Annotated in this window: 24 protein-coding genes; 18 read left to right on the top strand and 6 right to left on the bottom strand. The window is 70.4% G+C overall.

Annotation, left to right across the window (positions count from 1 at the left end):
• Positions 1-44: 44 nt before the first annotated feature.
• Positions 45-1,298: a threonine ammonia-lyase IlvA gene (gene ilvA, locus FNF32_RS02900; protein WP_131674909.1), complete on the bottom strand. Its 1,254-nt coding sequence runs from the start codon at positions 1,296-1,298 to the stop codon at positions 45-47.
• A 127-nt stretch (positions 1,299-1,425) separates the two neighbouring features.
• Between ilvA and FNF32_RS02895 the strand changes: the two genes are divergently transcribed.
• Both FNF32_RS02895 and mog read left to right on the top strand, forming a co-directional pair.
• Positions 1,426-2,652, top strand: coding sequence for an argininosuccinate synthase (locus FNF32_RS02895; RefSeq protein ID WP_131674910.1), 1,227 nt, complete (start codon positions 1,426-1,428; stop codon positions 2,650-2,652).
• A gap of 110 nt (positions 2,653-2,762) precedes the next feature.
• Entirely contained in the window at positions 2,763-3,311 is a 549-nt protein-coding gene (gene mog / locus FNF32_RS02890) for a molybdopterin adenylyltransferase (RefSeq protein WP_131674911.1), read from the top strand.
• 5 nt (positions 3,312-3,316) lie between these two features.
• Here mog and FNF32_RS02885 read toward each other — a convergent pair whose 3' ends face one another.
• Together FNF32_RS02885 and rsmD are read right to left on the bottom strand one after the other, a co-directional pair.
• Positions 3,317-3,637 (bottom strand): hypothetical protein, encoded by a 321-nt coding sequence (locus FNF32_RS02885; protein ID WP_131674912.1) that lies wholly within the window; start codon positions 3,635-3,637, stop codon positions 3,317-3,319.
• A 113-nt stretch (positions 3,638-3,750) separates the two neighbouring features.
• Positions 3,751-4,311: a 16S rRNA (guanine(966)-N(2))-methyltransferase RsmD gene (rsmD, locus tag FNF32_RS02880; RefSeq protein WP_131674913.1), complete on the bottom strand. Its 561-nt coding sequence runs from the start codon at positions 4,309-4,311 to the stop codon at positions 3,751-3,753.
• Between the two features lie 123 nt (positions 4,312-4,434).
• On the opposite strand from rsmD, the gene rfbC reads away from it, so the two are divergent.
• Genes rfbC through rfbA form a run of 4 tightly spaced genes read left to right on the top strand, consistent with a single transcriptional unit; the run spans position 4,435 to position 7,771 of the window.
• Entirely contained in the window at positions 4,435-5,001 is a 567-nt protein-coding gene (gene rfbC / locus FNF32_RS02875) for a dTDP-4-dehydrorhamnose 3,5-epimerase (protein ID WP_131674914.1), read from the top strand.
• Complete coding sequence (gene rfbB, locus FNF32_RS02870; RefSeq protein ID WP_131674915.1) at positions 4,998-6,035, top strand: dTDP-glucose 4,6-dehydratase; 1,038 nt, start codon at positions 4,998-5,000, stop codon at positions 6,033-6,035. Before rfbC ends, rfbB begins: the two co-directional genes overlap by 4 nt.
• A gap of 3 nt (positions 6,036-6,038) precedes the next feature.
• Entirely contained in the window at positions 6,039-6,890 is an 852-nt protein-coding gene (rfbD, locus tag FNF32_RS02865; RefSeq protein ID WP_131674916.1) for a dTDP-4-dehydrorhamnose reductase, read from the top strand.
• Positions 6,887-7,771, top strand: coding sequence for a glucose-1-phosphate thymidylyltransferase RfbA (gene rfbA / locus FNF32_RS02860; RefSeq protein ID WP_131674917.1), 885 nt, complete (start codon positions 6,887-6,889; stop codon positions 7,769-7,771). Before rfbD ends, rfbA begins: the two co-directional genes overlap by 4 nt.
• A 78-nt stretch (positions 7,772-7,849) precedes the next feature.
• Here the strand turns inward: rfbA and FNF32_RS02855 are convergent, their stop codons facing one another.
• Together FNF32_RS02855 and FNF32_RS02850 are read right to left on the bottom strand one after the other, a co-directional pair.
• Complete coding sequence (locus tag FNF32_RS02855) at positions 7,850-8,506, bottom strand: L,D-transpeptidase family protein (RefSeq protein WP_131674918.1); 657 nt, start codon at positions 8,504-8,506, stop codon at positions 7,850-7,852.
• 100 nt (positions 8,507-8,606) lie between these two features.
• Entirely contained in the window at positions 8,607-9,791 is a 1,185-nt protein-coding gene (locus FNF32_RS02850) for a MalY/PatB family protein (RefSeq protein WP_131674919.1), read from the bottom strand.
• 80 nt (positions 9,792-9,871) lie between these two features.
• Between FNF32_RS02850 and def (FNF32_RS02845) the strand changes: the two genes are divergently transcribed.
• The 6 genes from def (FNF32_RS02845) (at position 9,872) to FNF32_RS02820 (ending at position 14,745) form a co-directional block, all read left to right on the top strand.
• The gene (def, locus tag FNF32_RS02845) at positions 9,872-10,399 is read left to right on the top strand and encodes a peptide deformylase (RefSeq protein WP_131674920.1); all 528 of its coding nucleotides are present in this window, start codon (positions 9,872-9,874) and stop codon (positions 10,397-10,399) included.
• A complete protein-coding gene (locus FNF32_RS02840) occupies positions 10,392-10,940 on the top strand; it encodes a peptide deformylase (protein ID WP_246087649.1) in 549 nt (182 codons plus the stop codon). The genes def (FNF32_RS02845) and FNF32_RS02840 overlap by 8 nt, the downstream gene beginning before the upstream one ends.
• A 4-nt stretch (positions 10,941-10,944) precedes the next feature.
• Positions 10,945-11,445 carry a peptide deformylase gene (gene def / locus FNF32_RS02835; RefSeq protein WP_131674921.1) on the top strand — a complete coding sequence of 167 codons (501 nt, stop codon included), beginning with the start codon at positions 10,945-10,947 and terminating at the stop codon, positions 11,443-11,445.
• Between the two features lie 105 nt (positions 11,446-11,550).
• Complete coding sequence (gene fmt / locus FNF32_RS02830) at positions 11,551-12,462, top strand: methionyl-tRNA formyltransferase (protein WP_131674922.1); 912 nt, start codon at positions 11,551-11,553, stop codon at positions 12,460-12,462.
• 173 nt (positions 12,463-12,635) lie between these two features.
• Positions 12,636-14,012, top strand: coding sequence for an MATE family efflux transporter (locus tag FNF32_RS02825; protein WP_131674923.1), 1,377 nt, complete (start codon positions 12,636-12,638; stop codon positions 14,010-14,012).
• A gap of 103 nt (positions 14,013-14,115) precedes the next feature.
• Positions 14,116-14,745, top strand: a complete 630-nt coding sequence (locus tag FNF32_RS02820; protein ID WP_185961831.1) for a GNAT family N-acetyltransferase — start codon at positions 14,116-14,118, stop codon at positions 14,743-14,745.
• 8 nt (positions 14,746-14,753) lie between these two features.
• Here the strand turns inward: FNF32_RS02820 and FNF32_RS02815 are convergent, their stop codons facing one another.
• Positions 14,754-15,596 (bottom strand): ABC transporter permease, encoded by an 843-nt coding sequence (locus FNF32_RS02815; protein WP_425467878.1) that lies wholly within the window; start codon positions 15,594-15,596, stop codon positions 14,754-14,756.
• Between the two features lie 111 nt (positions 15,597-15,707).
• Between FNF32_RS02815 and FNF32_RS02810 the strand changes: the two genes are divergently transcribed.
• The 6 genes from FNF32_RS02810 to rocF all read left to right on the top strand — a co-directional run bounded on the left by FNF32_RS02810 (position 15,708) and on the right by rocF (position 21,469).
• Positions 15,708-16,490, top strand: a complete 783-nt coding sequence (locus FNF32_RS02810) for a GcrA family cell cycle regulator (protein ID WP_143796466.1) — start codon at positions 15,708-15,710, stop codon at positions 16,488-16,490.
• A 30-nt stretch (positions 16,491-16,520) separates the two neighbouring features.
• Entirely contained in the window at positions 16,521-17,075 is a 555-nt protein-coding gene (locus FNF32_RS02805) for an NADPH-dependent FMN reductase (protein WP_131674471.1), read from the top strand.
• Between the two features lie 140 nt (positions 17,076-17,215).
• Positions 17,216-17,878: a glutathione S-transferase family protein gene (locus FNF32_RS02800; RefSeq protein WP_131674472.1), complete on the top strand. Its 663-nt coding sequence runs from the start codon at positions 17,216-17,218 to the stop codon at positions 17,876-17,878.
• 85 nt (positions 17,879-17,963) lie between these two features.
• Positions 17,964-19,682: a methionine--tRNA ligase gene (gene metG / locus FNF32_RS02795; RefSeq protein WP_131674473.1), complete on the top strand. Its 1,719-nt coding sequence runs from the start codon at positions 17,964-17,966 to the stop codon at positions 19,680-19,682.
• An 18-nt stretch (positions 19,683-19,700) separates the two neighbouring features.
• Positions 19,701-20,480 carry a TSUP family transporter gene (locus FNF32_RS02790; RefSeq protein WP_131674474.1) on the top strand — a complete coding sequence of 260 codons (780 nt, stop codon included), beginning with the start codon at positions 19,701-19,703 and terminating at the stop codon, positions 20,478-20,480.
• A 68-nt stretch (positions 20,481-20,548) separates the two neighbouring features.
• Positions 20,549-21,469 (top strand): arginase, encoded by a 921-nt coding sequence (gene rocF, locus FNF32_RS02785; RefSeq protein ID WP_131674475.1) that lies wholly within the window; start codon positions 20,549-20,551, stop codon positions 21,467-21,469.
• Positions 21,470-21,527: the final 58 nt, after the last annotated feature.

Raw genomic sequence — 21,527 nt, 5'->3', positions numbered from 1 at the left:
AGCCGGCGGTAAAGCCGGGGTTAAGCGCCGCGCGGGGCCAGGGCTCAGACGAGGAACTCGGCCAGCACCGTGTCGCCGGTGATGTCGCGCCAGTCAAAGCCCGCCCGCGCCAGCCGGTCCGACAGCGCGGTCAGGTTGTCGGGCGCCGACGTCTCGATCCCGATCAGGACCGAGCCGAAGTTGCGCGCGGATTTCTTCAGATACTCGAACCGCGCGATGTCGTCGTCGGGACCGAGCAGCGTCAGGAACTCGCGCAGCGCGCCGGGCCGCTGCGGCATCCGCAGGATGTAGTAACGCTTGAGGCCCCGGAACCGCTGCGCGCGTTCCTTGACCTCGGGCAGCCGCTCGAAATCGAAGTTGCCGCCCGAACAGACGCAGACGACGCGCCGCCCGGCGAGCAGGCCCGCATCGGCCAGATCGCCCAGCACGTCGATCGCCAGCGCGCCTGCGGGTTCCAGCACGATCCCCTCGACGTTCAGCATGTCAAGCATGGTGGCGCTGATCCGGTCCTCGGGCGCGAGGTGGACCTGGTCCGGCGAAAATCTTGCAAGTGCCCGGAACGGCAGGTCGCCCAGCCGCGCGACGGCCGCGCCATCGACGAAGCTGTCCACGCGCGGCAGGGCAACGGGGTGGCCGGCGTTCAGCGCGGCCAGCAGGCTCGCCCCGCCCGCAGGCTCGGCAAAGGCGAAGCGTGTGGCGGGCGCGGCGTCGGCCATCCAGCGGGTCACGCCGGCGGCAAGGCCACCGCCGCCCACCGGCAGCACCACGAGGTCGGGGGGACCCGCGTCGCCCAGCTGCGCCACGATCTCTTGCGCGACGGTGGCCTGCCCCTCGATCACGCGGGGGTCGTCGAAGGGCGACAGGAACACCGCCCCTTCGGCCGCCGCGAAGTCCTGCGCGGCCTTCAGCGTGTGGTCGAAATAGTCGCCGGTCAGCACGATACGCACCGCATCGCCGCCGAAGATGCTGGTCTTGGCGATCTTCTGCTGGGGCGTCGTCACCGGCATGAAGATCGTGCCGCGCGCCCCGAAATGGCGGCAGGCGAATGCCACGCCCTGCGCGTGGTTGCCCGCGCTCGCGCAGACGAAATGCGCGCCCTCGGCCCCGCCCGACAGGCGCATTGCGTTGAACGCGCCGCGCAGCTTGTAGCTGCGGACCGGCGTCAGGTCCTCGCGCTTCAGCCAGATGTCGGCGCCGTGCCGCGCCGACAGGTGGTCGTTGCGTTGCAGCGGGGTCGGGTCGAACAGCGCCCGGATGGCGGATTCGGCGCGGGCGACGGTATCTGTGAACTCGGTCATGGCTGCTGCCATCGCGCACGCGGACCCGTTTGGCAAGCGGCGGGAAATCCGCGGGGCGGAATCCCTTGTCGCACCCCGCCTTTCGCACTATCCCGCGAAAATCACATGCACAAAGGGCCTTCGCCAGATGAACGCTGACGCGCCGAAGAAAGTCGTTCTTGCCTATTCCGGGGGGCTCGACACGTCGATCATCCTGAAGTGGCTGCAGACCGAATACGGCTGCGAGGTGGTGACCTTCACCGCCGATCTGGGCCAGGGCGAGGAACTGGAGCCGGCGCGGGCCAAGGCCGAGCTGCTGGGGATCAAGCCCGAGAACATCCATATCGAGGATGTCCGCGAAGAGTTCGTGCGCGACTACGTCTTTCCGATGTTCCGCGCCAACGCCCTGTATGAAGGTCTTTATCTGCTCGGCACCTCGATCGCGCGGCCGCTGATCGCCAAGCGCCTGGTCGAGCTGGCGCACCAGCACGGCGCCGACGCCGTGGCCCACGGCGCCACCGGCAAGGGCAACGACCAGGTCCGGTTCGAGCTGTCGGCCTATGCGCTGGACCCGTCGATCAAGGTGATCGCGCCGTGGCGGCTGTGGGACCTGACCAGCCGCACCAGGCTGATCGAGTTCGCCGAGAAGAACCAGATCCCGATCGCCAAGGACAAGCGCGGCGAGGCGCCGTTCAGCGTGGACGCGAACCTGCTGCACACCTCGTCCGAAGGCAAGGCGCTGGAAAACCCCGCCGACGAGGCGCCCGACTATGTCTATCAGCGCACCGTCGACCCCGAGGACGCGCCGGACACGCCCGAATACGTGGAAATTACCTTCGAGCGCGGCGACGCGACCGCCATCAACGGCTCGGCGATGTCGCCCGCGACGCTGCTGACGGCGCTGAACGAGCTTGGCGGCAAGCACGGCATCGGCCGGCTGGACTTTGTCGAGAACCGCTTCGTCGGCATGAAGTCGCGCGGCATCTACGAGACGCCCGGCGGCACTGTCCTGCTGGAAGCGCATCGCGGGATCGAGCAGATCACGCTGGACGCGGGTTCGGGCCATCTCAAGGACAGCCTGATGCCGCGCTATGCGGAACTGATCTACAACGGCTTCTGGTTCAGCCCCGAACGCGAGATGCTGCAGGCGCTGATCGACAAGAGCCAGGAACACGTCTCGGGCACGGTGCGGTTGAAGCTCTACAAGGGGTCGGTGTCCTGCGTCGGGCGCTGGTCGGAACAGTCGCTCTATTCCGAAGCGCACGTCACCTTCGAGGACGACGCCGGCGCCTACGACCAGAAGGACGCAGCGGGCTTCATCCGCCTGAACGCGCTGCGGCTGAAGCTGGTCGCGCAGCGCAACCGTCGCGGCTGAACCGGCCACCGGCAACGCGAACCCAAGGCCCGCCGCGCGCGGGCCTTTTTCGTCGGTTCCCTTCGGCATCGTTCCCCGGCAGGATGGCCCGTCCCTCAAGGAGCCTGTTCATGTCCGATCCCCAGCGCACCACCGCCCGCATCGCGATCGTCACCGTATCGGACCGCGCGAGCCGGGGCGAATACGAGGACAAGGGCGGTCCCGCGGCCGAGGCGTGGCTGCGCGGCGTCGTGACCTCGGCCGTCGAGATCGCCCGCCAGATCGTCCCCGACGGGCGCGAGGGGCTGGCGGCCACCCTGCGCCAGCTGGCCGACGGCGACGGCGCGGACCTGATCCTCATAACCGGCGGCACCGGCCCCGCGCCGCGTGACGAGACGCCCGAGGCGCTGGCCGACGTCATCCAGAAGGAACTGCCCGGCTTCGGCGAGGAAATGCGCCGCGCCAGCCTCGCCGAAGGGGTGCCGACCGCGATCCTGTCGCGCCAGACCGCCGGCATCCGCGACGCCTGTCTGATGATTACTCTTCCGGGCAAGCCCGCGGCGATCGGCACCTGCCTTGATGCGGTGTTCGCGGCCGTGCCCTACTGCCTTGACCTGATCGGGGCCGCGCGGATCGAGACGGACGCCGGCCGGGTGCAGGCGTTCCGGCCCAAGGGGTAGGCGCGTCAGCGCGGGTGCGAATAGCCTTGGACGCGGCCCGAGGCATCGACCTGGCAGAGATGGCGGCGGTTGCCGTCGATCGCCTCGACGGTCGCGCCGCCGCCCGCCGAATTGCCGCCAGCCGCTCTGCCGCCAGCCGCTATGCCGCCCGTCGCGTTGCCGATCCAGCGCGAGGTAACCTCGGCTGCGGGTCGGCCGACATGAGCGGCGATGGCGGCGGTGCAGGCGGCTTCCTGTACGGCGCGAATGTCGGGGGCGGTTGCAGGCCCGGCGCCCGCGCAGGCGGCAAGCAGGGTCAGGGCGAACAGCGGCAGTAGCGGATGCATGGCAGGCTCCAGTGCGGCGGTGTCGATGTGCAGCGTAGCACCTGCGACGCGGATCCGTCACGACCGGGGCGCTGCCCCGGACCCCGGGATACTTTTCCAAAGAAGAAGCGCGCTCACCCAGCCGCGCGAAGCAGCGTCACGAGCGTGCCGCCATAGCGGCGCTGGTCGATCTGCGCCATGCCGGGCGGGGAGACCGGGGCGGTATCCTCTTCCCACGCGATCAGGGCGCCGGGGGCGAGCCAGCCGCCCGTGATGGCCGAGCCGAGCGCGGCCTCGCCCAGGCGCTGGCCATAGGGCGGGTCGAGGAACACCACGTCGTAGCCCGGGCCGCGGTTCGGGCCGAGATTGGTGGCATCCCGCCGCCAGATGTCGGTCACGCCCATCGCCCGCGCCTTTTCGACGTTCGCGCGCAACAGCGCCCGCGCCGCCGCGCCGTCGTCCACGAAGGCCACACGGGCGGCGCCGCGCGACAGCGCCTCGAGCCCCAGCGCGCCGGTGCCAGCGAACAGGTCGAGGACGCGCGCGCCGTCCAGCGGAATGCCCGCGCTGTTCTCGATCAGGTTGAACATCGCCTCGCGCACGCGGTCGGTCGTCGGGCGCAGATGCGCCGACGGGTCGCCCTCGCCCACCTCGGCGAGCTTCAGCCCGCGCAGCCTGCCACCCACGATCCGCATCGTTCACCTCGCCTGACGCCCCGGCCTTAGCCCCTGACCGGTAACCTTGCCAAGCGGCTGGGGCTTTTCGCCGCGGCAGTTTAGTGGCAATGACGGCGCGACCGAAACAAGGCGGCGTGGCCCATGCAGATCGAAGAAACGGCGCTTTCCGGCGTGCTGATCCTGACCCCTGCCCGGCACGGGGACGCGCGCGGCTTCTTTTCCGAAAGCTGGAACCGCCGCACGCTGGAAAAGGCGGGCGTGACCCTGCCTGATTTCGTGCAGGACAACCATTCGCTTTCGGCGCGTGCGGGCACGCTGCGCGGCCTGCATTACCAGGCGCCGCCGCACGCGCAGGGCAAGCTGGTCCGCTGCGGCCGGGGCCGGCTGTTCGACGTGGCCGTCGACGCGCGCGAGGGCAGCCCGACCTACGGCCGCGCCGTGGGCGTTGAGCTTAGCGCCGAGAACGGGCGACAGCTGTGGGTGCCGGCGGGGTTCCTGCACGGCTTCGTCACGCGCGAGGACGACACCGAGATCGTCTACAAGTGCACCGACTACTACGACCAGGGCGCCGACGGGGCGGTGCGCTGGGACAGCGTGGACATCGACTGGGGCGTGGCCGACCCGGTCCTGTCCGACAAGGACCGGGCGGCGACGCCGTTCGACGACTGGCAATCCCCCTTCAAGCCCACCTCAGGGAACGACGCATGAAGATTCTGGTGACTGGCGGGGCGGGCTTCATCGGCTCTGCCGTGGTGCGGCTTGCGGTGGCGCGGGGGCACGAGGTCGTGAACCTGGACGCGATGACCTATGCCGCGAACGCGGCGAACGTGGCGCCGGTGGGAAACAGCCCGGGCTATGCGTTCGAACATGCCGACATCCGCGACCGTGCGGCGCTGGACCGCATCTTTGCCCGGCACCGGCCCGACGCGGTGATGCACCTTGCCGCCGAAAGCCACGTGGACCGCTCGATCGACGGCCCCGGCGCGTTTGTCGAGACGAACGTCAACGGCACCTACAACATGCTGGAAGCCGCCCGCGCCTACTGGACGAACGCGGGCAAGCCCGAGGGATTCCGCTTCCACCACATCTCGACCGACGAGGTGTTCGGATCGCTGGGCGAGACCGGGCAGTTCACCGAGGACACGCCCTACGATCCGCGCAGCCCCTATTCGGCGTCCAAGGCCGCGTCCGACCACCTAGTCCGCGCTTGGCACGAGACCTATGGCCTGCCGGTCGTGCTGACCAACTGCTCGAACAACTACGGCCCCTACCACTTCCCCGAGAAGCTGGTGCCGGTGGTGATCCTGCGCGCGCTGGCGGGCCAGCCGATCCCGGTCTACGGCGACGGCGGCAACGTGCGCGACTGGCTTTACGTCGAGGATCACGCCGACGCGCTGCTTCTGTGCCTGGAAAAGGGCGAAAACGGGCGCAGCTACAACATCGGCGGCGAGAACGAGGCCAGGAACATCGACCTCGTCCGCACGATCTGCGCGCATCTGGACGACCTGCGCCCGGACAACGCGCCGCACGACCGGCTCATCACCTTCGTGACCGACCGTCCCGGCCACGACCGCCGCTACGCCATCGACCCGACCCGGATCCGCACGGAACTGGGCTGGCGCCCCTCGGTCACGGTCGAGGAAGGGTTGCGGCGCACGGTCGAATGGTATCTCGCCAACGAGGACTGGTGGCAGCCGCTGCTGGACCGCGAGGGCGTGGGCAAGCGGCTTGGAACCGCCTGACGGATGGACGGGCTGCTGATCTTTGGCAAGACCGGGCAGGTCGCGCTGGAACTGGCGCGGATCGCGCCGGACGCGCGGTTCGCGGGACGGGACGAGGCCGACCTGACCGACCCTGCGGCCTGCGCCGCGCTGATCCGTGACGCCCGTCCGCGCGCGGTCATCAACGCCGCCGCCTATACCGCCGTTGACAAGGCAGAATCCGACCAGGCGGCCGCGCGGCTGGTGAACGCCGACGCGCCGGGCGCCATGGCCGCGGCCTGCGCGGAACTGGGCGTGCCGTTCGTCCACATCTCGACCGATTACGTGTTCGACGGCTCGGGCGACCAGCCCCGCGCCGAGGATGCGGAGACGGGGCCGCTGGGCGTCTATGGTGCGACCAAGCTGGAGGGCGAGCGGGCGATCGCCGCCGCCGGCGGGCAGTGGGCCGTGCTGCGGACCAGCTGGGTTTTCTCGGCCCACGGCGCGAACTTCGTCAAGACGATGCGGCGGCTCGGCGCGGAACGGCCGCGCCTGACGGTCGTCGCGGACCAGATCGGCGGGCCGACCGCCGCCGCCGACATCGCGCGGGCGGTGCTGACGATGGCCCGGGCGATGGCGGACGATCCTGCAAAGGGCGGCATCTACCACTTCGCGGGCGCGCCCGACGTCAGCTGGGCCGAATTCGCGCGCGAGATCTTCGCGCAGTCCGGGCTTTCGCCCGAGGTGGCCGACATCCCGTCCGCCGACTATCCCACGCCCGCGCGCAGGCCGCTGAACTCGCGCCTGCACTGCGCGGCCATTACCCGCGACTTCGACATTCCGCGCCCCGACTGGCGCGACAGCCTGAAACCCGTGATCGAGGAACTCTCCGCATGACCCAAGCTAGTCCCGCCCAGCGGAAGGGCATCATCCTGGCCGGCGGCTCGGGCACGCGGCTTTATCCGATCACCATGGGCGTGTCGAAGCAGCTGCTGCCGATCTACGACAAGCCGATGATCTATTATCCGATCAGCGTGCTGATGCTGGCCGGCATCCGCGAGATCGCGATCATCACGACCCCCGACGACCAGACCCAGTTCCAGCGCCTGCTGGGCGACGGCAGCCAGTGGGGGCTGCGGTTCGAATGGATCGTGCAGGCGCGTCCCGACGGGCTGGCGCAGGCCTATATCCTGGCCGAGGATTTCCTGGCCGGCGCGCCGTCGGCGATGGTCCTGGGGGACAACATCTTCTTCGGCCACGGCCTGACCGAGATGCTGCAGCAGGCGGACGCGCGGGCCGAGGCGACGGTCTTCGGCTATCACGTGGCAGACCCGGAACGCTACGGCGTGGTCGCGTTCGACGGCAACGGTCGGGCGGTCGAGATCATCGAAAAGCCCGAGGTCCCGCCGTCGAACTATGCGGTGACCGGGCTTTACTTCCTCGACGCCGACGCGCCCGCGCGGGCGCGGTCGGTGAAGCCGTCGGCGCGGGGCGAGCTGGAAATCACCACCCTGCTCGAAACCTACCTGCACGAGGGGCGGCTGAACGTCGAGCGGATGGGCCGGGGCTACGCCTGGCTCGACACCGGGACCCATGCGAGCCTGCTCGACGCGGGCAACTTCGTCCGCACGCTGGAACAGCGGCAGGGGATGCAGTCGGGCAGCCCCGACGAGATCGCGCACGATCAGGGCTGGATCGGCGACGACGACCTGCGCGCGCGGGCGAAGCTGTTCGGCAAGAACGAATACGGCGGCTACCTGCGACGGCTGCTGGACTGACGACGGGGCGTCGGGCGACGCGGTTCCGGCGGGGCACGCCGGGCCCCGCGCCTTCAAGGTCCGCGCCCCGGTCCCGACTCAGGGCCTGATCTCGACCTCGGTGCCGATGCCGGTGTGGGCGAACAGTTCCTCGATCTGCGCGTCGGTCACGGCGATGCAGCCCGCGGTCCAGTCGCCGGGCACGCGGGTGCCGTCGGGAAGCTGGTTCGGCTGGCCGTGGATCATGATGTCACCGCCGGGGTCCTGTCCCAGCCTGCGCGCCGCCGCGCGGTGCTGCGGCTGGGGATAGTCCAGCCCCAGCGACAGGTGATAGGCGCTGCGGTCGTTCAGCCGGTCGATCCGGAACACGCCCTCGGGGGTGCGGCCGTCGCCCTGGCGCGACTTGTCGCCATCGGGCGCGAACCCCAGCGCGATCGGATAGACCTTGCTGGGCCCAACGGCCTGCCAGACGGTCATGCGGCGGGCCGCCTTTTCCACCAGGATGCGCTGGATCGGGCTTGCGATCTTCGGCTCGGGCGCGGGTGCCGGACGGGGAAAGCGCGGCCAGTGCAGGTCGGGAAACGGGATGCGGGGCAGCGGCAGGCGCGTGGCCGGCGGCAGCGGTGGGGGTAGCGCCGGGGTCGGGATGGCGGGCGGCAGGGGTGCCGGCAGGCGGGCCCGTTCCGGCGCCCACGCGACGAACGCGCCGGCAAGGACGGCCGCGATCGATAGCGCGGAAAAGAGCCGCGCGAACATCAGCCGCGCGCCTTGCCCGCCGCCATTCCCGCGGCCGCGCACGCTGCCGATGCCATCCGTCCGCCCGCGCTCCCGCGCGGCGCGTCCGGCCCGGCGGTCGTCACTGCAGGTCCTTGAACGCGTCGCGCAGCCGGGCCACCGCCTCGTGGATCCGCGCGCTCGGCGTGGCAAGGTTGAACCGCATCCAGCACTCGCCGCCCAGACCGAAGCTTTCGCCGTGGTTGGCCGCGATCCGCGCCTGCCCCTCGACCCGGCGGTGCAGGTCCTCGGCGGACAGGCCCATGCCGCTGAAATCGACCCAGGCGAGATAGGTCGATTGCAGCTTCATCGACTTGGCGCCGGGGATCCGCGCCAGCGCGTCGTCGAAGATGCGGGCGTTCTTGCTGACATAGACGCGCAGCGCGTCCACCCATTCGGCCCCCTCGGGCGAATAGGCGGCGGTCACCATCGGCAGCCCGAACAGACCGGGCGAGATGCCGAGCGCCATCATCCGCGCCTTGTAGCGGTCGCGCAGCACCGGGTCGGTGATGATCGCGTTGCCGACATGGGCGCCCGCGATGTTGAAGGTCTTGGTCGCGGACGTCAGCGTGACGAGCCGGTCGGCGATGTCGGGTGCTGCGACCGCCGTCGGCGTGTGCACGGGCGCGCCCGGCAGGACGAGGTCGTGGTGGATCTCGTCCGACACCAGCACGATGTCACGCTCGCGGCAGAAGTCGGCGACGCGGCGCAGTTCGTCGGCCGACCAGACCCGGCCGCCGGGGTTGTGGGGCGAACACAGGATCAGCATCCGCTCGCGCCCGGTCAGGCGCGCGGCCCAGCCGTCCCAGTCCATCATGTACTGCCCGTCGACCTGCGCCAGCGGCAGTTCCACGACCTCGCGCCCGGCGGCGCGGATCACGCGGGCGAAGGCGTGATAGACCGGCGTCATCAGGATCACGCCGTCGCCGGGATTGGTATAGGCGTCGATCGCCAGCGCGGTCCCGTTGACCAGCCCGTGCACCGACAGGATGTCGTCGCGCTGGATCTGCCAGCCGTGACGGTTCTCCATCCACCAGCGGATCGCGTCGAGATAGGGCAGGTTCTGCCCCGGATAGCCGTAGATCCCGCAGGCAACCGTTTCCTCGAGCGCGCGGCGGACCGCCTCGGGCGCCTTGAAGTCCATGTCCGCGACCCACATCGCCAGCGCGTCGGGCTCGTCGATGCCGAACAGGGCCCCCATGTCGTCCCATTTGCTGCACATCGTGCCGCGGCGGTCGATCAGCGTGTCGAAGTCGATATCGGCCATCAGCGTTGTCCCCGGTTGCGATTTCGCGCGCAGCATAGCGATCTGTTGCGCGGCGGAAAGCCATCGCCTACACGGCGCGGATGACACTTCGACACATCATCCTTCACCCCGATCCACGCCTCAAGAAACGCTGCGAGCCGGTCGTGCGGATCACGCCCGAGCTCGAGACGCTGGCGGCCGACATGCTGGCCACGATGTACCAGGCGCCGGGCGTGGGCCTTGCCGCGCCGCAGCTGGGCGTCCTGCAGCGGATGTTCGTGATGGATTGCAGCAAGGATCCCGACCGCAGCGCCGCGCCCCTGGTCATGGTCAACCCCGAGATCGTCAGCCTGTCCGAGACCACGCGGATCTTCGAGGAAGGCTGCCTGTCGTTTCCCGACATCTACGCCGAGGTGGTCCGCCCGACCGAGGTTCGGATGCGCTGGACCGGGCTCGACGGCAAGACGCAGGAACGCGATTTCGACGGGCTTTGGTCCACCTGCGCGCAGCACGAGCTGGACCACCTGAACGGCAAGCTGTTCATCGACCATGTCGGCCCCATGAAGCGGCAGATGATCACCCGCAAGATGGTCAAGTTGAAGCGCGAACTGGACCGCGACCGTGCCTGAGCGTGAGCGCGTGCCCCCGCCGCCGCCTGTCGGTGGCACGATCCGAGCGATCCTGACCCATCCCGACCCGGGGCTGCGCGCGCCCTGCACGGCCGCCGCGCTGGTCGCGCCGGCTGAGCGCGAGCGTCTGGCGGCCGACCTGCTGGCGACGATGTACGACGCCCGGGGTCGCGGCCTTGCCGCCCCGCAGGTGGGCCGGGCGGTGCGGATGTTCGTCATGGACCCGCAATGGAAATCCGGCGCGCCCGCGCCCGTCGTGATGCTGGACCCGCAAGTCCTGTGGCGCTCGGACACCTCGGCGGTCGTGCGTGAGCAGTGCCTGTCGATCCCCGACCGCCCGGTCGAGATGTCGCGCCCCGTCGAGGTGCGGATGCGCTGGTTCGACCTGGTCGGCGCGGCGCACGAGGCCGACCTGTCGGGCGACGCCGCCCGCATCGCGCAGCACGAATACGATCATCTCGACGGCATCCTGATCGTGGACGCGGCCGACGCGACGGACCGGCCCAACCCGGCTTCGGCACCCGACCGGCCGGGTCGCTGATCGCGTGGCGGTCCGCCCCTTCATCCCCTACGACGACCGCCGCCTGCACAGCGCGGCCGAGCCGGTGGGTGCGATCACCGACGCCGTGCGCGCGGTCTGGGACGACATGGTCCACACGATGGAGGCGATGCCCGGCGTGGGCCTTGCCGCGCCCCAGATCGGGGTCATGCTGCGGCTCGCGGTCGTGGACGCCTCGGACCGGCGGGGCGAGGTCGTGCGGATGGCCAACCCCGAGGTGCTGCACGCCTCCGCCCGGATGCGCGCCCATGACGAGGCGAGCCCGAACCTGCCCGGCGTCTCGGCCGTGATCGAGCGCCCGCGCGCCGTCACCGTGCGGTTCCTGAACGACCGGGGCGAGGTCGAGGACCGCGACTTCGTCGGTCTGTGGGCCACCAGCGTCCAGCACCAGATCGACCACCTGAACGGGCGCGTCTATGTGGACCACCTGTCGGCGCTGAAGCGGCGGATGCTGGTCGCGAAGTCGTCCAAGCTGTCGCGGCGCTGAAGGAAGGCAACAGGGGGCGGGCCGCCGCGCATCCGCAACTATCCGCTGTCTCACCCCGCCGCCCGGCGCTATCCGTCTGTCGAAACATCCGCAAAGGGGGCCGCGATGCGTGTCGTTTTCATGGGGACGCCCGCGTTTTCGGTGCCGGCGCTCAAGGCCATCGCCGCCGCGCATCAGGTCGTGGCCGTCTATTCCCAGCCCCCGCGCGCCGCGGGCCGGGGCCAAAAGCCGCGCCCATCGCCCGTGCAGGACGCGGCCGAGGCGCTGGGGATCGCCGTCCGCACCCCCGAACGCCTGCGCGGCGCCGACGAGCAGGCGGCGTTCGCGGCGCTTGGCGCGGACGTGGCCGTGGTCGTGGCCTATGGCCTGATCCTGCCGCAGCCGGTGCTGGACGCGCCGCGGCTCGGCTGCCTCAACATCCACGCCTCGATCCTGCCGCGCTGGCGCGGGGCGGCGCCGATCCACCGGGCGGTGATGACGGGCGACGCGGAAACCGGCACAGCCATCATGCAGATGGAGGCGGGGCTGGACACCGGCCCGGTCCTGGCCGAGGCGAGGACCCCGATCGGCCCCGAGGACACTACAGGCGACCTGCACGACCGGCTGGCCGCGATGGGCGCGGCGCTGATCGTGGACACGCTGGCGCGCCTGCCCCTTGCCGCGCGGCCGCAGCCCGACGCGGGCGTGACCTACGCCGCCAAGATCGACAAGGCCGAGGCGCGGATCGACTGGACCCTGCCCGCGGCGCAGGTGGACAGGTTGATCCGCGGGCTGTCGCCCTTTCCCGGCGCGTGGTGCGAGATCGCGGGCGAGCGGGTGAAGCTGCTGCGTTCCCGGCTTGCCGATACCGGCGCGGTCGGGTCTGCCGCCCACACGCCGGGGCAGGTTCTCGAAGGCTTCACCATCGCCTGCGGCGACGGCGCGATCGAGGTGATGCAGGCGCAGCGGCAAGGCAAGCGCCCCATGCCCGCGGCCGAAATCCTGCGGGGGCTGACCCTGCCCGCGACGCTGGACTGACCCGGGCGCGGGCCTGCCCGCACGATCCGGCGGCCGGTCGACCAGAACCCGGCACGAGCGTATCGCGCCCCCTCCCCAGCCGACCGCCCGGCCGCAGCGCCGTCCGGCACAACCCTGCCGCCGCGTCACGCGGCACCTTGCGGCCGCCGACGGCCCCATGCAAAGGAACCCGCATGGACCGCATCCGCCCCCATTTCCTGCCCACGCTCGCGCTCGCCCTGCCGCTCATCGGCAGCCATCTCGCGCGCATGGCCATCGGCGTCACCGACACGCTGATGGTCGCGCGGCTGGGTGTCGATGCGCTGGCGGCTCTGGTGCTGGCGACCTCGCTTTTCTTCATCCTGTTCATGGCGGGCAGCGGCTACGCGATGGGGCTGATGGCGCGGGTGGCGACGGCGCTTGCGCGCGACGACGACACCGATGTGCGCCGGTCCACGCGGATGGCCCTGTGGCTGTCGATCCTGCACGCGGCGCTGTCGGCGCCGATCATGTGGGCGTCGGGCCCGATCCTTGTGGCGCTGGGTCAAGAGCCAAGGTTGGCGGCGCTCGCGCAGGAATGGCTGCTGGTCATGGCCTTCGCCACGCCCGCCGTGCTGTGCGGGATGACGCTCAACAGCTATCTCGCCGCGCTCGGCCGCGCCAACGTCGTGATGTGGATCACGCTGGCGGGCGTGCCGCTGAACGTGCTGTTCAACTGGCTGCTGATCTTCGGCCCCGGCCCGTTCCCCGCCTGGGGGATCATGGGCGCGGCCATCGCCTCGATGAGCGTGAACTGGATCCAGCTGGCCGCGCTGGCGCTGTTCGCCGCCCGCCTGCCCGAGGCGCGCCGCTTTCACCTGTTCAAGCATTTCTGGCGCCCCGACTGGGCCGCGTTCCGCGACATCCTGGTGCTTGGGCTGCCGATCGGGCTGACCACGGTCGCCGAGATCGCGATGTTCACCGGCTCGAACCTGATGATGGGCTGGTTCGGTCCCGAGGCGCTGGCGGCACACGGGATCGCGCTGCAGATCGCGTCGCTGACCTTCATGGTCCATATCGGCCTGTCGAACGCGGCCACCATCCGCGTGGGCGCGGCCAGGGGCGCGGGCGACGCGCTGTCGCTGCGCAGCGGGGCCAAGGCCGCGCTGGTGCTGTCGCTCGCCTTCGCGGTGCTGACGATGGCCATGTTCATCCTGCTGCCGCGGACGCTGACCGGGTTCTACCTTGCCGACAGCGATCCAGCCGCGCCCGCCATCGTCGCGCTGGCCGCGTCGCTGATGATCTATGCCGGCGCGTTCCAGGTCGTGGACGCGATGCAGGTGGTGACGCTTGGCCTTCTGCGCGGGGTGCAGGACACGCGGGTGCCGCTTTTGCTGACGATGGTGAGCTACTGGCTGATCGGGATTCCCGCCGCCTATGTGCTGGCGTTCCCGGTGGGCATGGGCCCGCAGGGGCTGTGGGCTGGGCTGGTCGCGGGTCTGTCGGCGGCGGCGGCGCTGCTTCTGTGGCGCTTCTGGACCCGCGGCGACGGGTGGGTCGGCGCGCCCGACGGGGCCGCGCAGCCCGCCTGACGGGCGAGGGATCGGGCGGCGACCGACCGCGCCTGCGCCCGCCCCCCGACCTGTCCTTTTACACTGTTCGACGCCCCACCGGCCGCGTGCTAGTCTCGCCGCCATGTCCCCCGGTCCGGCCACCCCGACCTCGCTGATGCCCCGGATCACGGTCCGGCCTGCCACGCAGGACGACGCCCGTTTCCTGGTTCCCCTGATCGACGCGGCGGGCGAAGGGCTGCCGTCCTACCTGTGGGCGCGGCTGGCGCAGCCGGGGCAAATCCCGGCCGAGGTCGGCCTTGCGCGTGTTGAGGGCGAGACCGCGACCGTGTCCTGGCGCCACGCGCGGGTGGCAGAGTTCGACGGCCGGCCCGCCGGCTGCTGCTACGCCTGCCGACTGCCCGACCCGCCCGCGACCCCAACCGCGACCCCGACCGAGACCCTGCCCGGCGACCTGCCCCCCATGTTCGTGCCCCTGCAGCAGCTGGAAAACGAGGCCGCCGGCACCGGCTACGTCAACATCCTCGCGACCGCCTCGGCGTTCCGGCGACGGGGCGTCGGGCGCGCGCTCCTCGCCTCGGCCGAGGAAACGGCCGGGCCGCGCGGGATGAGCGTGATCGTGTCGGACGGCAACCCCGGCGCGCGGCGGCTTTACGAGCGGCTGGGCTACGCGGTCACCGACCGCCGGCCGATGGTCAAGGAAGGCTGGCGCGGCCACGGCCGGGCCTGGCTCTTGATGATCAAGGCCCCCTGAGGCCTGCGTCAGGGTTTCATCCGGTAGCCGGTCTTGAGCCAGCGCCAGCCGAGCCAGTTGACCAGCAGCGCCGCGCAGGCGCAGACCACCAGCCCCCGCAGCGGCGGCGCGTCGCTGGCGCCGGCGAAGCCGTAGCGCAGGCCGTCGATCAGGTAGAAGATCGGGTTCCAGTGCGACAGGGTGCGGAACGGCTCGGGCAGCGCCTCGACCGAATAGAACGTGCCCGACAGATACGACAGCGGCGTCACGATAAAGTTGGTGATCGCCGCCATCTGGTCGAACTTTTGCGCGATGATCCCGGCCAGCAGCCCCAGCCCGCCCATGAAGAGCGAGCCCAGCACGATGAAGGCCACGGCCCATAGCGGCCGCGCGGGTACCAGCCCCAGCGTCAGCGCCAGCCCCAGCGCGATGACCAGCGCCACCAGCCCCGCCCGGATCACCGAACCGGCAAGATAACCCGCCAGGATCTCGCCCGCCGACAGGGGCGGCATCAGCGTATCGACGATGTTGCCCTGCATCTTGGCCGCGATCATCGACGACGAGCTGTTGGCGAAGGCGTTCTGGATCACCGTCATCATCAGGATGCCCGGACCCAGGAAGGCGACGTAGGGCATGCCCATCACCTCGCCCCGGTCGCGGCCCAGCGCCAGGACGAACACGACGATGAACAGCCCCGCCGTGATCAGCGGCGCAAAGATCGTTTGCTGCCAGACGGCCATGAACCGCCGCACCTCGCGCCCGATCAGCGTCCGCAGGCCCAGCCAGTTGACGCGCCCGAAACGGCGCACCCCCATCTCGCCCCTCAGTTCGTGATCCAGGTCGGTCGATTGCCGGGTCATCTTGCGCGTCATCCTTGAAATCCGGGGGTTCAGGGCTTATTCCCAAGCATCCCGGTTTAAAGACGGCCCCCGGCGGATGCGCAAGCCCGTGCGGTCCGGCCCGGTCACCAAGGAAGGCTATCCATGTCCTGGACGGATGAACGCGTCGAGACCCTGAAACGCATGTGGGCCGAGGGCCTGTCGGCCAGCCAGATCGCCAAGGACCTGGGCGGCGTGACCCGCAACGCGGTGATCGGCAAGGTGCACCGGCTGGGCCTGTCGAACCGCACCGAAGGGGGCGAGGCGCCCGTGGCCGCCGCTTCCGCGGCCGAACAGCAGGCGAGCGCCCCCGCGTCGGCCGCCGCGCCGTCCACCGCGCGCGGCAAGGCCGCCGCGAACCGCCCCTCACGCCCCGACGCCGCCGCGGCCAACCCCGGCCGCCCGGCCCCGGTCGAGCCCGACCCGCAGCCGGAACCCATGCCCGATTCCGACCGGCCCGATTTCGACCGGCCCGATCCCGCGGTCGAGGAACCGGATGAACGCGACGACCCGGCAACCGGCCCCGACCGGATCGAGGCGGACGCCGACGACAGCGACGGTGCCAGCGACGGGGCAGACGCGCCCGCCCGCGCCTTCAACCCGTCCCGCCGACCGATCGTCCCCGCCGGCCAGCCGCTGCCGCCGCAGCCGTCCGCCAACGAGATCTCGCCCGAGGCGCTCGCCTCGGTCCGCGAGGTCGAGAAGAAGGCGCGCAAGCTGACGCTGATGGAGCTGACCGAGCGCACCTGCAAATGGCCGATCGGCGATCCCGCGACCGACAAGTTCTGGTTCTGCGGACTTCCGAGCCAAGCCGGCAAACCCTATTGCGAGGCGCATGTCGGCGTCGCCTTCCAGCCGATGAGCGCCCGCCGCGACCGCCGTCGCTAAGCACGCCGGATCAGGCCCGGCGGACGAGGCATGAACATCCTCGCCATCTCGGGCAGCGGACGGGCAGCTTCGACCAACACGGCGATGCTGCGGGCGGTGGCCGCCATGGCCGCGCCCCAGCATGAGGTGACCGTGCTGGCCGGCTTGGGCGATCTGCCGGTCTTTTCCCCGGATCTGGAAACGGGCGCGCTGCCGGTTGCGGTCGGCAAATTCGCTGACATGGTCGGGCGCAGCGACGGCGTCATCATCGCCAGCCCGGAATACGCGCGGGCAATCCCGGGCGGTCTGAAAAACGCCATCGACTGGCTGGTGTCCCGCGACGAGATCGTCGAGAAACCGACCGCGCTGATGCACGCCTCGCATCGGGGCGACGACATGCTCGCGCAACTCAGGTTGGTGCTTTCGACGGTGAGCCAGCGATTCGCCGAGCATCTGTTCCTGCGATTTCACCTGATGAAACTTTCGCCCGACGAAATCACGCGCCATTTGCAGGCGCCGGAAAATCGCGAGGCCGTGGCAGAGTTCTTGCGCGGTTTCGACCGGCATCGCCGCAGCAAGGCGGCCGATCAGCAACCGGCGCGCTAAGGCCCCGACGAACGAACGAGGGCCGCCTGCGGGCGGTCTTTCGCGTCGCCCGAACCAGCTTGGACCGACCAACCGCGCGGCGCGCACTTGACAGCACCCGCCGTGGTCGGGCGATCCTTCCCGGCAAAGGGAGCGCTGCCATGACCCCGATCATCACCGCCTTCGAGGATTCGCCCGACGAGGGTCAGGGCCAAGCCCGCGACATGCGCGTCCGCTGGGCGTTCGAGGAGGTGGGGCAGCCCTACGACGTCCGCCTCGTCTCATTCGCGGCGATGAAGGAACCCGCGCATCTGGCGCTGCATCCCTTTGGCCAGATCCCGACCTACGAGGAAGACGATCTGGCGCTGTTCGAATCCGGCGCGATCGTCCTGCGGATCGCGGACACGCATCCCGGCCTGCTGCCCACAAACGACGCCGCGCGCGCCCGCGCCATCGGCTGGATCTTCGCCGCGCTGAACACGGTCGAGCCGCCGATCGTCGAGCATGAGGCGGCGGAATACCTGGAAGCCGACCAGCCGTGGCAGGCCGAACACATGGCACTTGTGGAAAAGCGCATCCGCACCCGCCTGGGCGAGCTTTCGCTCCGGCTGGGCGACGCCGACTGGCTGGACGGGGACTTCAGCGCGGGCGACCTGATGATGGTGATGGTGCTGCGGCGGCTGAACGGCTCGGCGATCCTGGCCGATCATCCGACGCTCGCGGCCTACGTCCGGCGGGGCGAGGCGCGCCCGGCGTTCCGCCGCGCTTTCGACGCGCAGCGCGCGGTGTTCACCCGCCGTCATCCGGACGCCGGTCGGGACTGACTGGCGCACCGTTCGGGCTGTCGGCCCCGCTCTGGAATTGCCCACGGTCGTTGGATAGATAGTCCGCGACCCACAGGACAGATCCATGACCCGCCACCTCATCACCTCCGCGATCCCCTACATCAACGGCATCAAGCACCTGGGGAACCTGATCGGCAGCCAGCTGCCCGCAGACCTGTTCGCCCGCTACCAGCGCGCGCGCGGGGCCGAGGTGATGTTCGTCTGCGCCACCGACGAACACGGCACCCCAGCGGAACTCGCCGCCGCCAAGGCCGGGCTTCCGGTCGACGTGTTCTGCGCGCAAATGCACGAGGTTCAGGCCGACATCGCCCGCCGCTTCGGGCTGTCCTTCGACCATTTCGGCCGCTCGTCCAGCCCGCAAAACCACCGCCTGACGCAGCATTTCGCGGGCAGGCTGGCCGAGAACGGCCTGATCGCCGAGGTGAGCGAGCGGCAGGTCTATTCCAACGCCGACGGCCGCTTCCTGCCAGACCGCTATATCGAGGGCACCTGCCCCAACTGCGGCTACGACAAGGCGCGGGGCGACCAGTGCGAGAACTGCACCAAGCAGCTGGACCCGACCGACCTCATCAACCCGCACAGCGCGATCTCCGGTTCCAGCGATCTCGAGGTGCGCGAGACCAAGCACCTGTATCTGCGCCAGTCCGCGCTCAGGGGCGAGCTGTCGGACTGGATCGACGGCAAGGCGGACTGGCCGATCCTGACGACCTCGATCGCGAAGAAGTGGCTCAACGACGGCGACGGGCTGCGCGACCGCGGCATCACCCGCGACCTCGACTGGGGGATCCCGGTCCGCAAGGGCGACGAGCCCTGGCCGGGGATGGAAGGGAAGGTCTTCTACGTCTGGTTCGACGCACCCATCGAATACATCGCCGCGACCGCCGAATGGGCCGACGCGCGCGGCCTGCCCGCGGCCGACTGGCTGCGCTGGTGGCGGCTGGACGAGGGCGCGGACGACGTGCGCTACACCCAGTTCATGGGCAAGGACAACGTGCCCTTCCACACGCTCAGCTTCCCCGCGACGATCCTCGGGTCGGGCGAGCCGTGGAAGCTGGTCGATTACATCAAGTCGTTCAACTATCTCACCTATGACGGCGGCCAGTTCTCGACCAGCCAGGGGCGCGGCGTGTTCATGGACCAGGCGCTGTCGATCCTGCCCGCCGACTACTGGCGCTGGTGGCTTCTGTCCCACGCGCCCGAGGGGTCGGACGCCGAGTTCACCTGGGATAACTTCCAGACCTCGGTGAACAAGGACCTGGCCGACGTTCTGGGCAACTTCGTCAGCCGGATCACCAAGTTCTGCCGCTCGAAGTTCGGCGAGGTGGTGCCCGAGGGCGGCGACTACGGCCCCGAGGAGACGGCGCTGATCGACGCCCTTTCGGTCCGCATCCGCGCCTATGCGGGCTTCATGGAAGCGATGGAGATCCGCAAGGCCTCGGCCGAGCTGCGCGCGATCTGGGTTCTGGGGAACGAATACCTGCAATCGGCGGCGCCGTGGTCCACCTTCAAGACCGACGAGACGCGCGCCGCAATGCAGGTCCGGCTGGGGCTGAACCTGATCCGGCTTTACGCCGTGCTGTCGCAGCCGTTCATCCCGTTCGCGTCCGACACGATGCTGGCCGCGATGAAAACCGACGACCGCAGCTGGCCCGACGACGCGGACGCCGCGCTGCGCGCCCTGCCCCCCGGTCACGCCTTCGAGGTGCCCGAGGTGATGTTCGCCAAGATCAGCGACGAGGCGCGCGAGGAGTGGCAGGAGCGGTTCAAGGGCGTGCGCGACTGATGGCAACCGATCGCCGGAATGGCTGATCCCGGCTGGCTTCAGCTTGCCGCGTTCTGGCTGCTGGCGGCGGCGGGGGCGTGGACGCAGACGCTGACCGGCTTTGCGCTGGGGCTGATCGTCGTCAGCGGCGCGACGCTGTTTCACCTGCTGCCGGTGCAGGCCACGGCGCAGATCGTGTCGATGCTGGTGCTGCTGAACGGCGCCATGGTGCTGTCGCGCGACCACCGCGCGGCGGACCGGCCGGCGCTGGTCGCGGCCCTGCTGGGCGCGCTGCCGACGATCGCGCTGGGGTACTGGCTTCTCGGCCTGATGGCCACGGGCGCGCTGAACTGGCTGCGGCTGATCCTTGGCGTGTTCGTCACGGCGGCGGCGCTGCAGCTGGTGGGCAAGCCGCAGCCATGGCCGCGCCGGTCGGGACGCGGGGCGTTTCTGGCGGCGGGCGGCGCGGGCGGGATCATGGGCGGGCTGTTCGCGACCTCCGGCCCGCCGATCATCTGGCTGCTCTACCGCCAGCCCCTGCCCCTGCAGGCGGTGCGGGTGACGCTGGTCAGCTTTTTCGTGGTGACGCAGGCGTGGCGGCTGGGGCTTTCCGCCCTGGACCAAAGCCTCGACCGCCTGACCCTGGTCGCCGGGGCGGGCGCGATGGCGGCGACCGGCATCGGCACCTGGGCCGCGCGCCGCTTTCCGCCGCCGGTCACGACGCTGACGATCCGCCGCGTCGCGCTGGGGCTGCTGCTGCTGTCGGGGGTCGCGCTGATCGTGACCGCGGGACTGGCGCTGGTGCAGCGTCCCGGTTGACGATCCCGACCCCGGGACGCAAGTTGCGCGCGGCAACGATGGCCCGAAAAACAAGGGTAGGCGGACACATGACCCATTGCATCCTGATCGGCGCGCCGGTGGACAGCGGCCAGCAACGCCCCGGCTGCCTGATGGGCCCGGCGGCCTACCGAGTGGCGCGGCTGGGCGACACTTTGGCCGCGCTTGGCCACACGGTCGAGGACCGGGGCGACGTCGGCCCGGGCGAGCTCGGATCCGAAACGGCCGCGAACCCGGCCGTCCACCACCTGTCCGAAACGCTGGGCTGGTCCCGCGAACTGGCGCTCGCGGGACGGGACGCCTGCGCGACGGGGCTGCCGATCTTCCTCGGCGGCGACCATTCGCTGTCGCTGGGCAGCGTGTCGGGCGTGGCCGCGCACGCGCGAGGCATCGGGCGGCCGCTGTTCGTCCTGTGGCTCGACGCCCATTCCGACATCCACACGCCGGTGACGACGCAATCGGGGAACCTGCACGGAACGCCGCTGGCCTATCTTGCCGGGCGCGCGGGCTTCGACCACTTCCCGGCCTTTCCCGCCCCGGTGCCGGAACGCAACATCTGCCTGTTCGGCATCCGCAGCGTGGACCCGGCGGAACACGCCGCGCTGGAGGCGTCCGACATCACCGTCAACGACATGCGGGTGCTGGATGAGTTCGGCTTTGCCGTCCCTATGCGCGCGTTCCTGGACCAGGTGCGGGCGGCGAACGGGCTTCTCCACGTCAGCCTCGACGTGGACTTTCTCGACCCGTCCATCGCGCCCGCGGTCGGCACCACGGTCCCGGGCGGCGCGACCTTCCGCGAGGCGCATCTGGTCTGCGAGCTGATCCACGAAAGCGGGCTGATGACCTCGCTCGACCTGGTCGAGCTGAACCCGTTCCTCGACGAACGCGGGCAGACGGCCAAGATGATGGTGGATCTCGTCGGCAGCCTGATGGGCCGCAAGGTGTTCGACCGCCCGACCCGCTCGGCCTGACGGGGGACGGGGGACGGGGGACGGGACGCCGGGGCTTGACCGCGACCCGGCGCGCCTG

This window comes from Paracoccus marinus (assembly GCF_007018965.1).
GTDB lineage: Bacteria > Pseudomonadota > Alphaproteobacteria > Rhodobacterales > Rhodobacteraceae > Paracoccus > Paracoccus marinus.
Note: the sequence above shows the minus strand (reverse complement) of the source record. Positions and strands in the feature narration are given on the sequence as shown.

What these genes read in the sequence shown, in the direction of transcription:
- ilvA (WP_131674909.1), bottom strand. Translation starts at nt 1,298, where the DNA reads ATGACCGAGTTCACAGATACCGTCGCCCGCGCCGAATCCGCCATCCGG.
- FNF32_RS02895 (WP_131674910.1), top strand. Translation starts at nt 1,426, where the DNA reads ATGAACGCTGACGCGCCGAAGAAAGTCGTTCTTGCCTATTCCGGGGGG.
- mog (WP_131674911.1), top strand. Translation starts at nt 2,763, where the DNA reads ATGTCCGATCCCCAGCGCACCACCGCCCGCATCGCGATCGTCACCGTA.
- FNF32_RS02885 (WP_131674912.1), bottom strand. Translation starts at nt 3,637, where the DNA reads ATGCATCCGCTACTGCCGCTGTTCGCCCTGACCCTGCTTGCCGCCTGC.
- rsmD (WP_131674913.1), bottom strand. Translation starts at nt 4,311, where the DNA reads ATGCGGATCGTGGGTGGCAGGCTGCGCGGGCTGAAGCTCGCCGAGGTG.
- rfbC (WP_131674914.1), top strand. Translation starts at nt 4,435, where the DNA reads ATGCAGATCGAAGAAACGGCGCTTTCCGGCGTGCTGATCCTGACCCCT.
- rfbB (WP_131674915.1), top strand. Translation starts at nt 4,998, where the DNA reads ATGAAGATTCTGGTGACTGGCGGGGCGGGCTTCATCGGCTCTGCCGTG.
- rfbD (WP_131674916.1), top strand. Translation starts at nt 6,039, where the DNA reads ATGGACGGGCTGCTGATCTTTGGCAAGACCGGGCAGGTCGCGCTGGAA.
- rfbA (WP_131674917.1), top strand. Translation starts at nt 6,887, where the DNA reads ATGACCCAAGCTAGTCCCGCCCAGCGGAAGGGCATCATCCTGGCCGGC.
- FNF32_RS02855 (WP_131674918.1), bottom strand. Translation starts at nt 8,506, where the DNA reads ATGTTCGCGCGGCTCTTTTCCGCGCTATCGATCGCGGCCGTCCTTGCC.
- FNF32_RS02850 (WP_131674919.1), bottom strand. Translation starts at nt 9,791, where the DNA reads ATGGCCGATATCGACTTCGACACGCTGATCGACCGCCGCGGCACGATG.
- def (WP_131674920.1), top strand. Translation starts at nt 9,872, where the DNA reads ATGACACTTCGACACATCATCCTTCACCCCGATCCACGCCTCAAGAAA.
- fmt (WP_131674922.1), top strand. Translation starts at nt 11,551, where the DNA reads ATGCGTGTCGTTTTCATGGGGACGCCCGCGTTTTCGGTGCCGGCGCTC.
- FNF32_RS02825 (WP_131674923.1), top strand. Translation starts at nt 12,636, where the DNA reads ATGGACCGCATCCGCCCCCATTTCCTGCCCACGCTCGCGCTCGCCCTG.
- FNF32_RS02820 (WP_185961831.1), top strand. Translation starts at nt 14,116, where the DNA reads ATGTCCCCCGGTCCGGCCACCCCGACCTCGCTGATGCCCCGGATCACG.
- FNF32_RS02815 (WP_425467878.1), bottom strand. Translation starts at nt 15,596, where the DNA reads ATGACGCGCAAGATGACCCGGCAATCGACCGACCTGGATCACGAACTG.
- FNF32_RS02810 (WP_143796466.1), top strand. Translation starts at nt 15,708, where the DNA reads ATGTCCTGGACGGATGAACGCGTCGAGACCCTGAAACGCATGTGGGCC.
- FNF32_RS02805 (WP_131674471.1), top strand. Translation starts at nt 16,521, where the DNA reads ATGAACATCCTCGCCATCTCGGGCAGCGGACGGGCAGCTTCGACCAAC.
- FNF32_RS02800 (WP_131674472.1), top strand. Translation starts at nt 17,216, where the DNA reads ATGACCCCGATCATCACCGCCTTCGAGGATTCGCCCGACGAGGGTCAG.
- metG (WP_131674473.1), top strand. Translation starts at nt 17,964, where the DNA reads ATGACCCGCCACCTCATCACCTCCGCGATCCCCTACATCAACGGCATC.
- FNF32_RS02790 (WP_131674474.1), top strand. Translation starts at nt 19,701, where the DNA reads ATGGCTGATCCCGGCTGGCTTCAGCTTGCCGCGTTCTGGCTGCTGGCG.
- rocF (WP_131674475.1), top strand. Translation starts at nt 20,549, where the DNA reads ATGACCCATTGCATCCTGATCGGCGCGCCGGTGGACAGCGGCCAGCAA.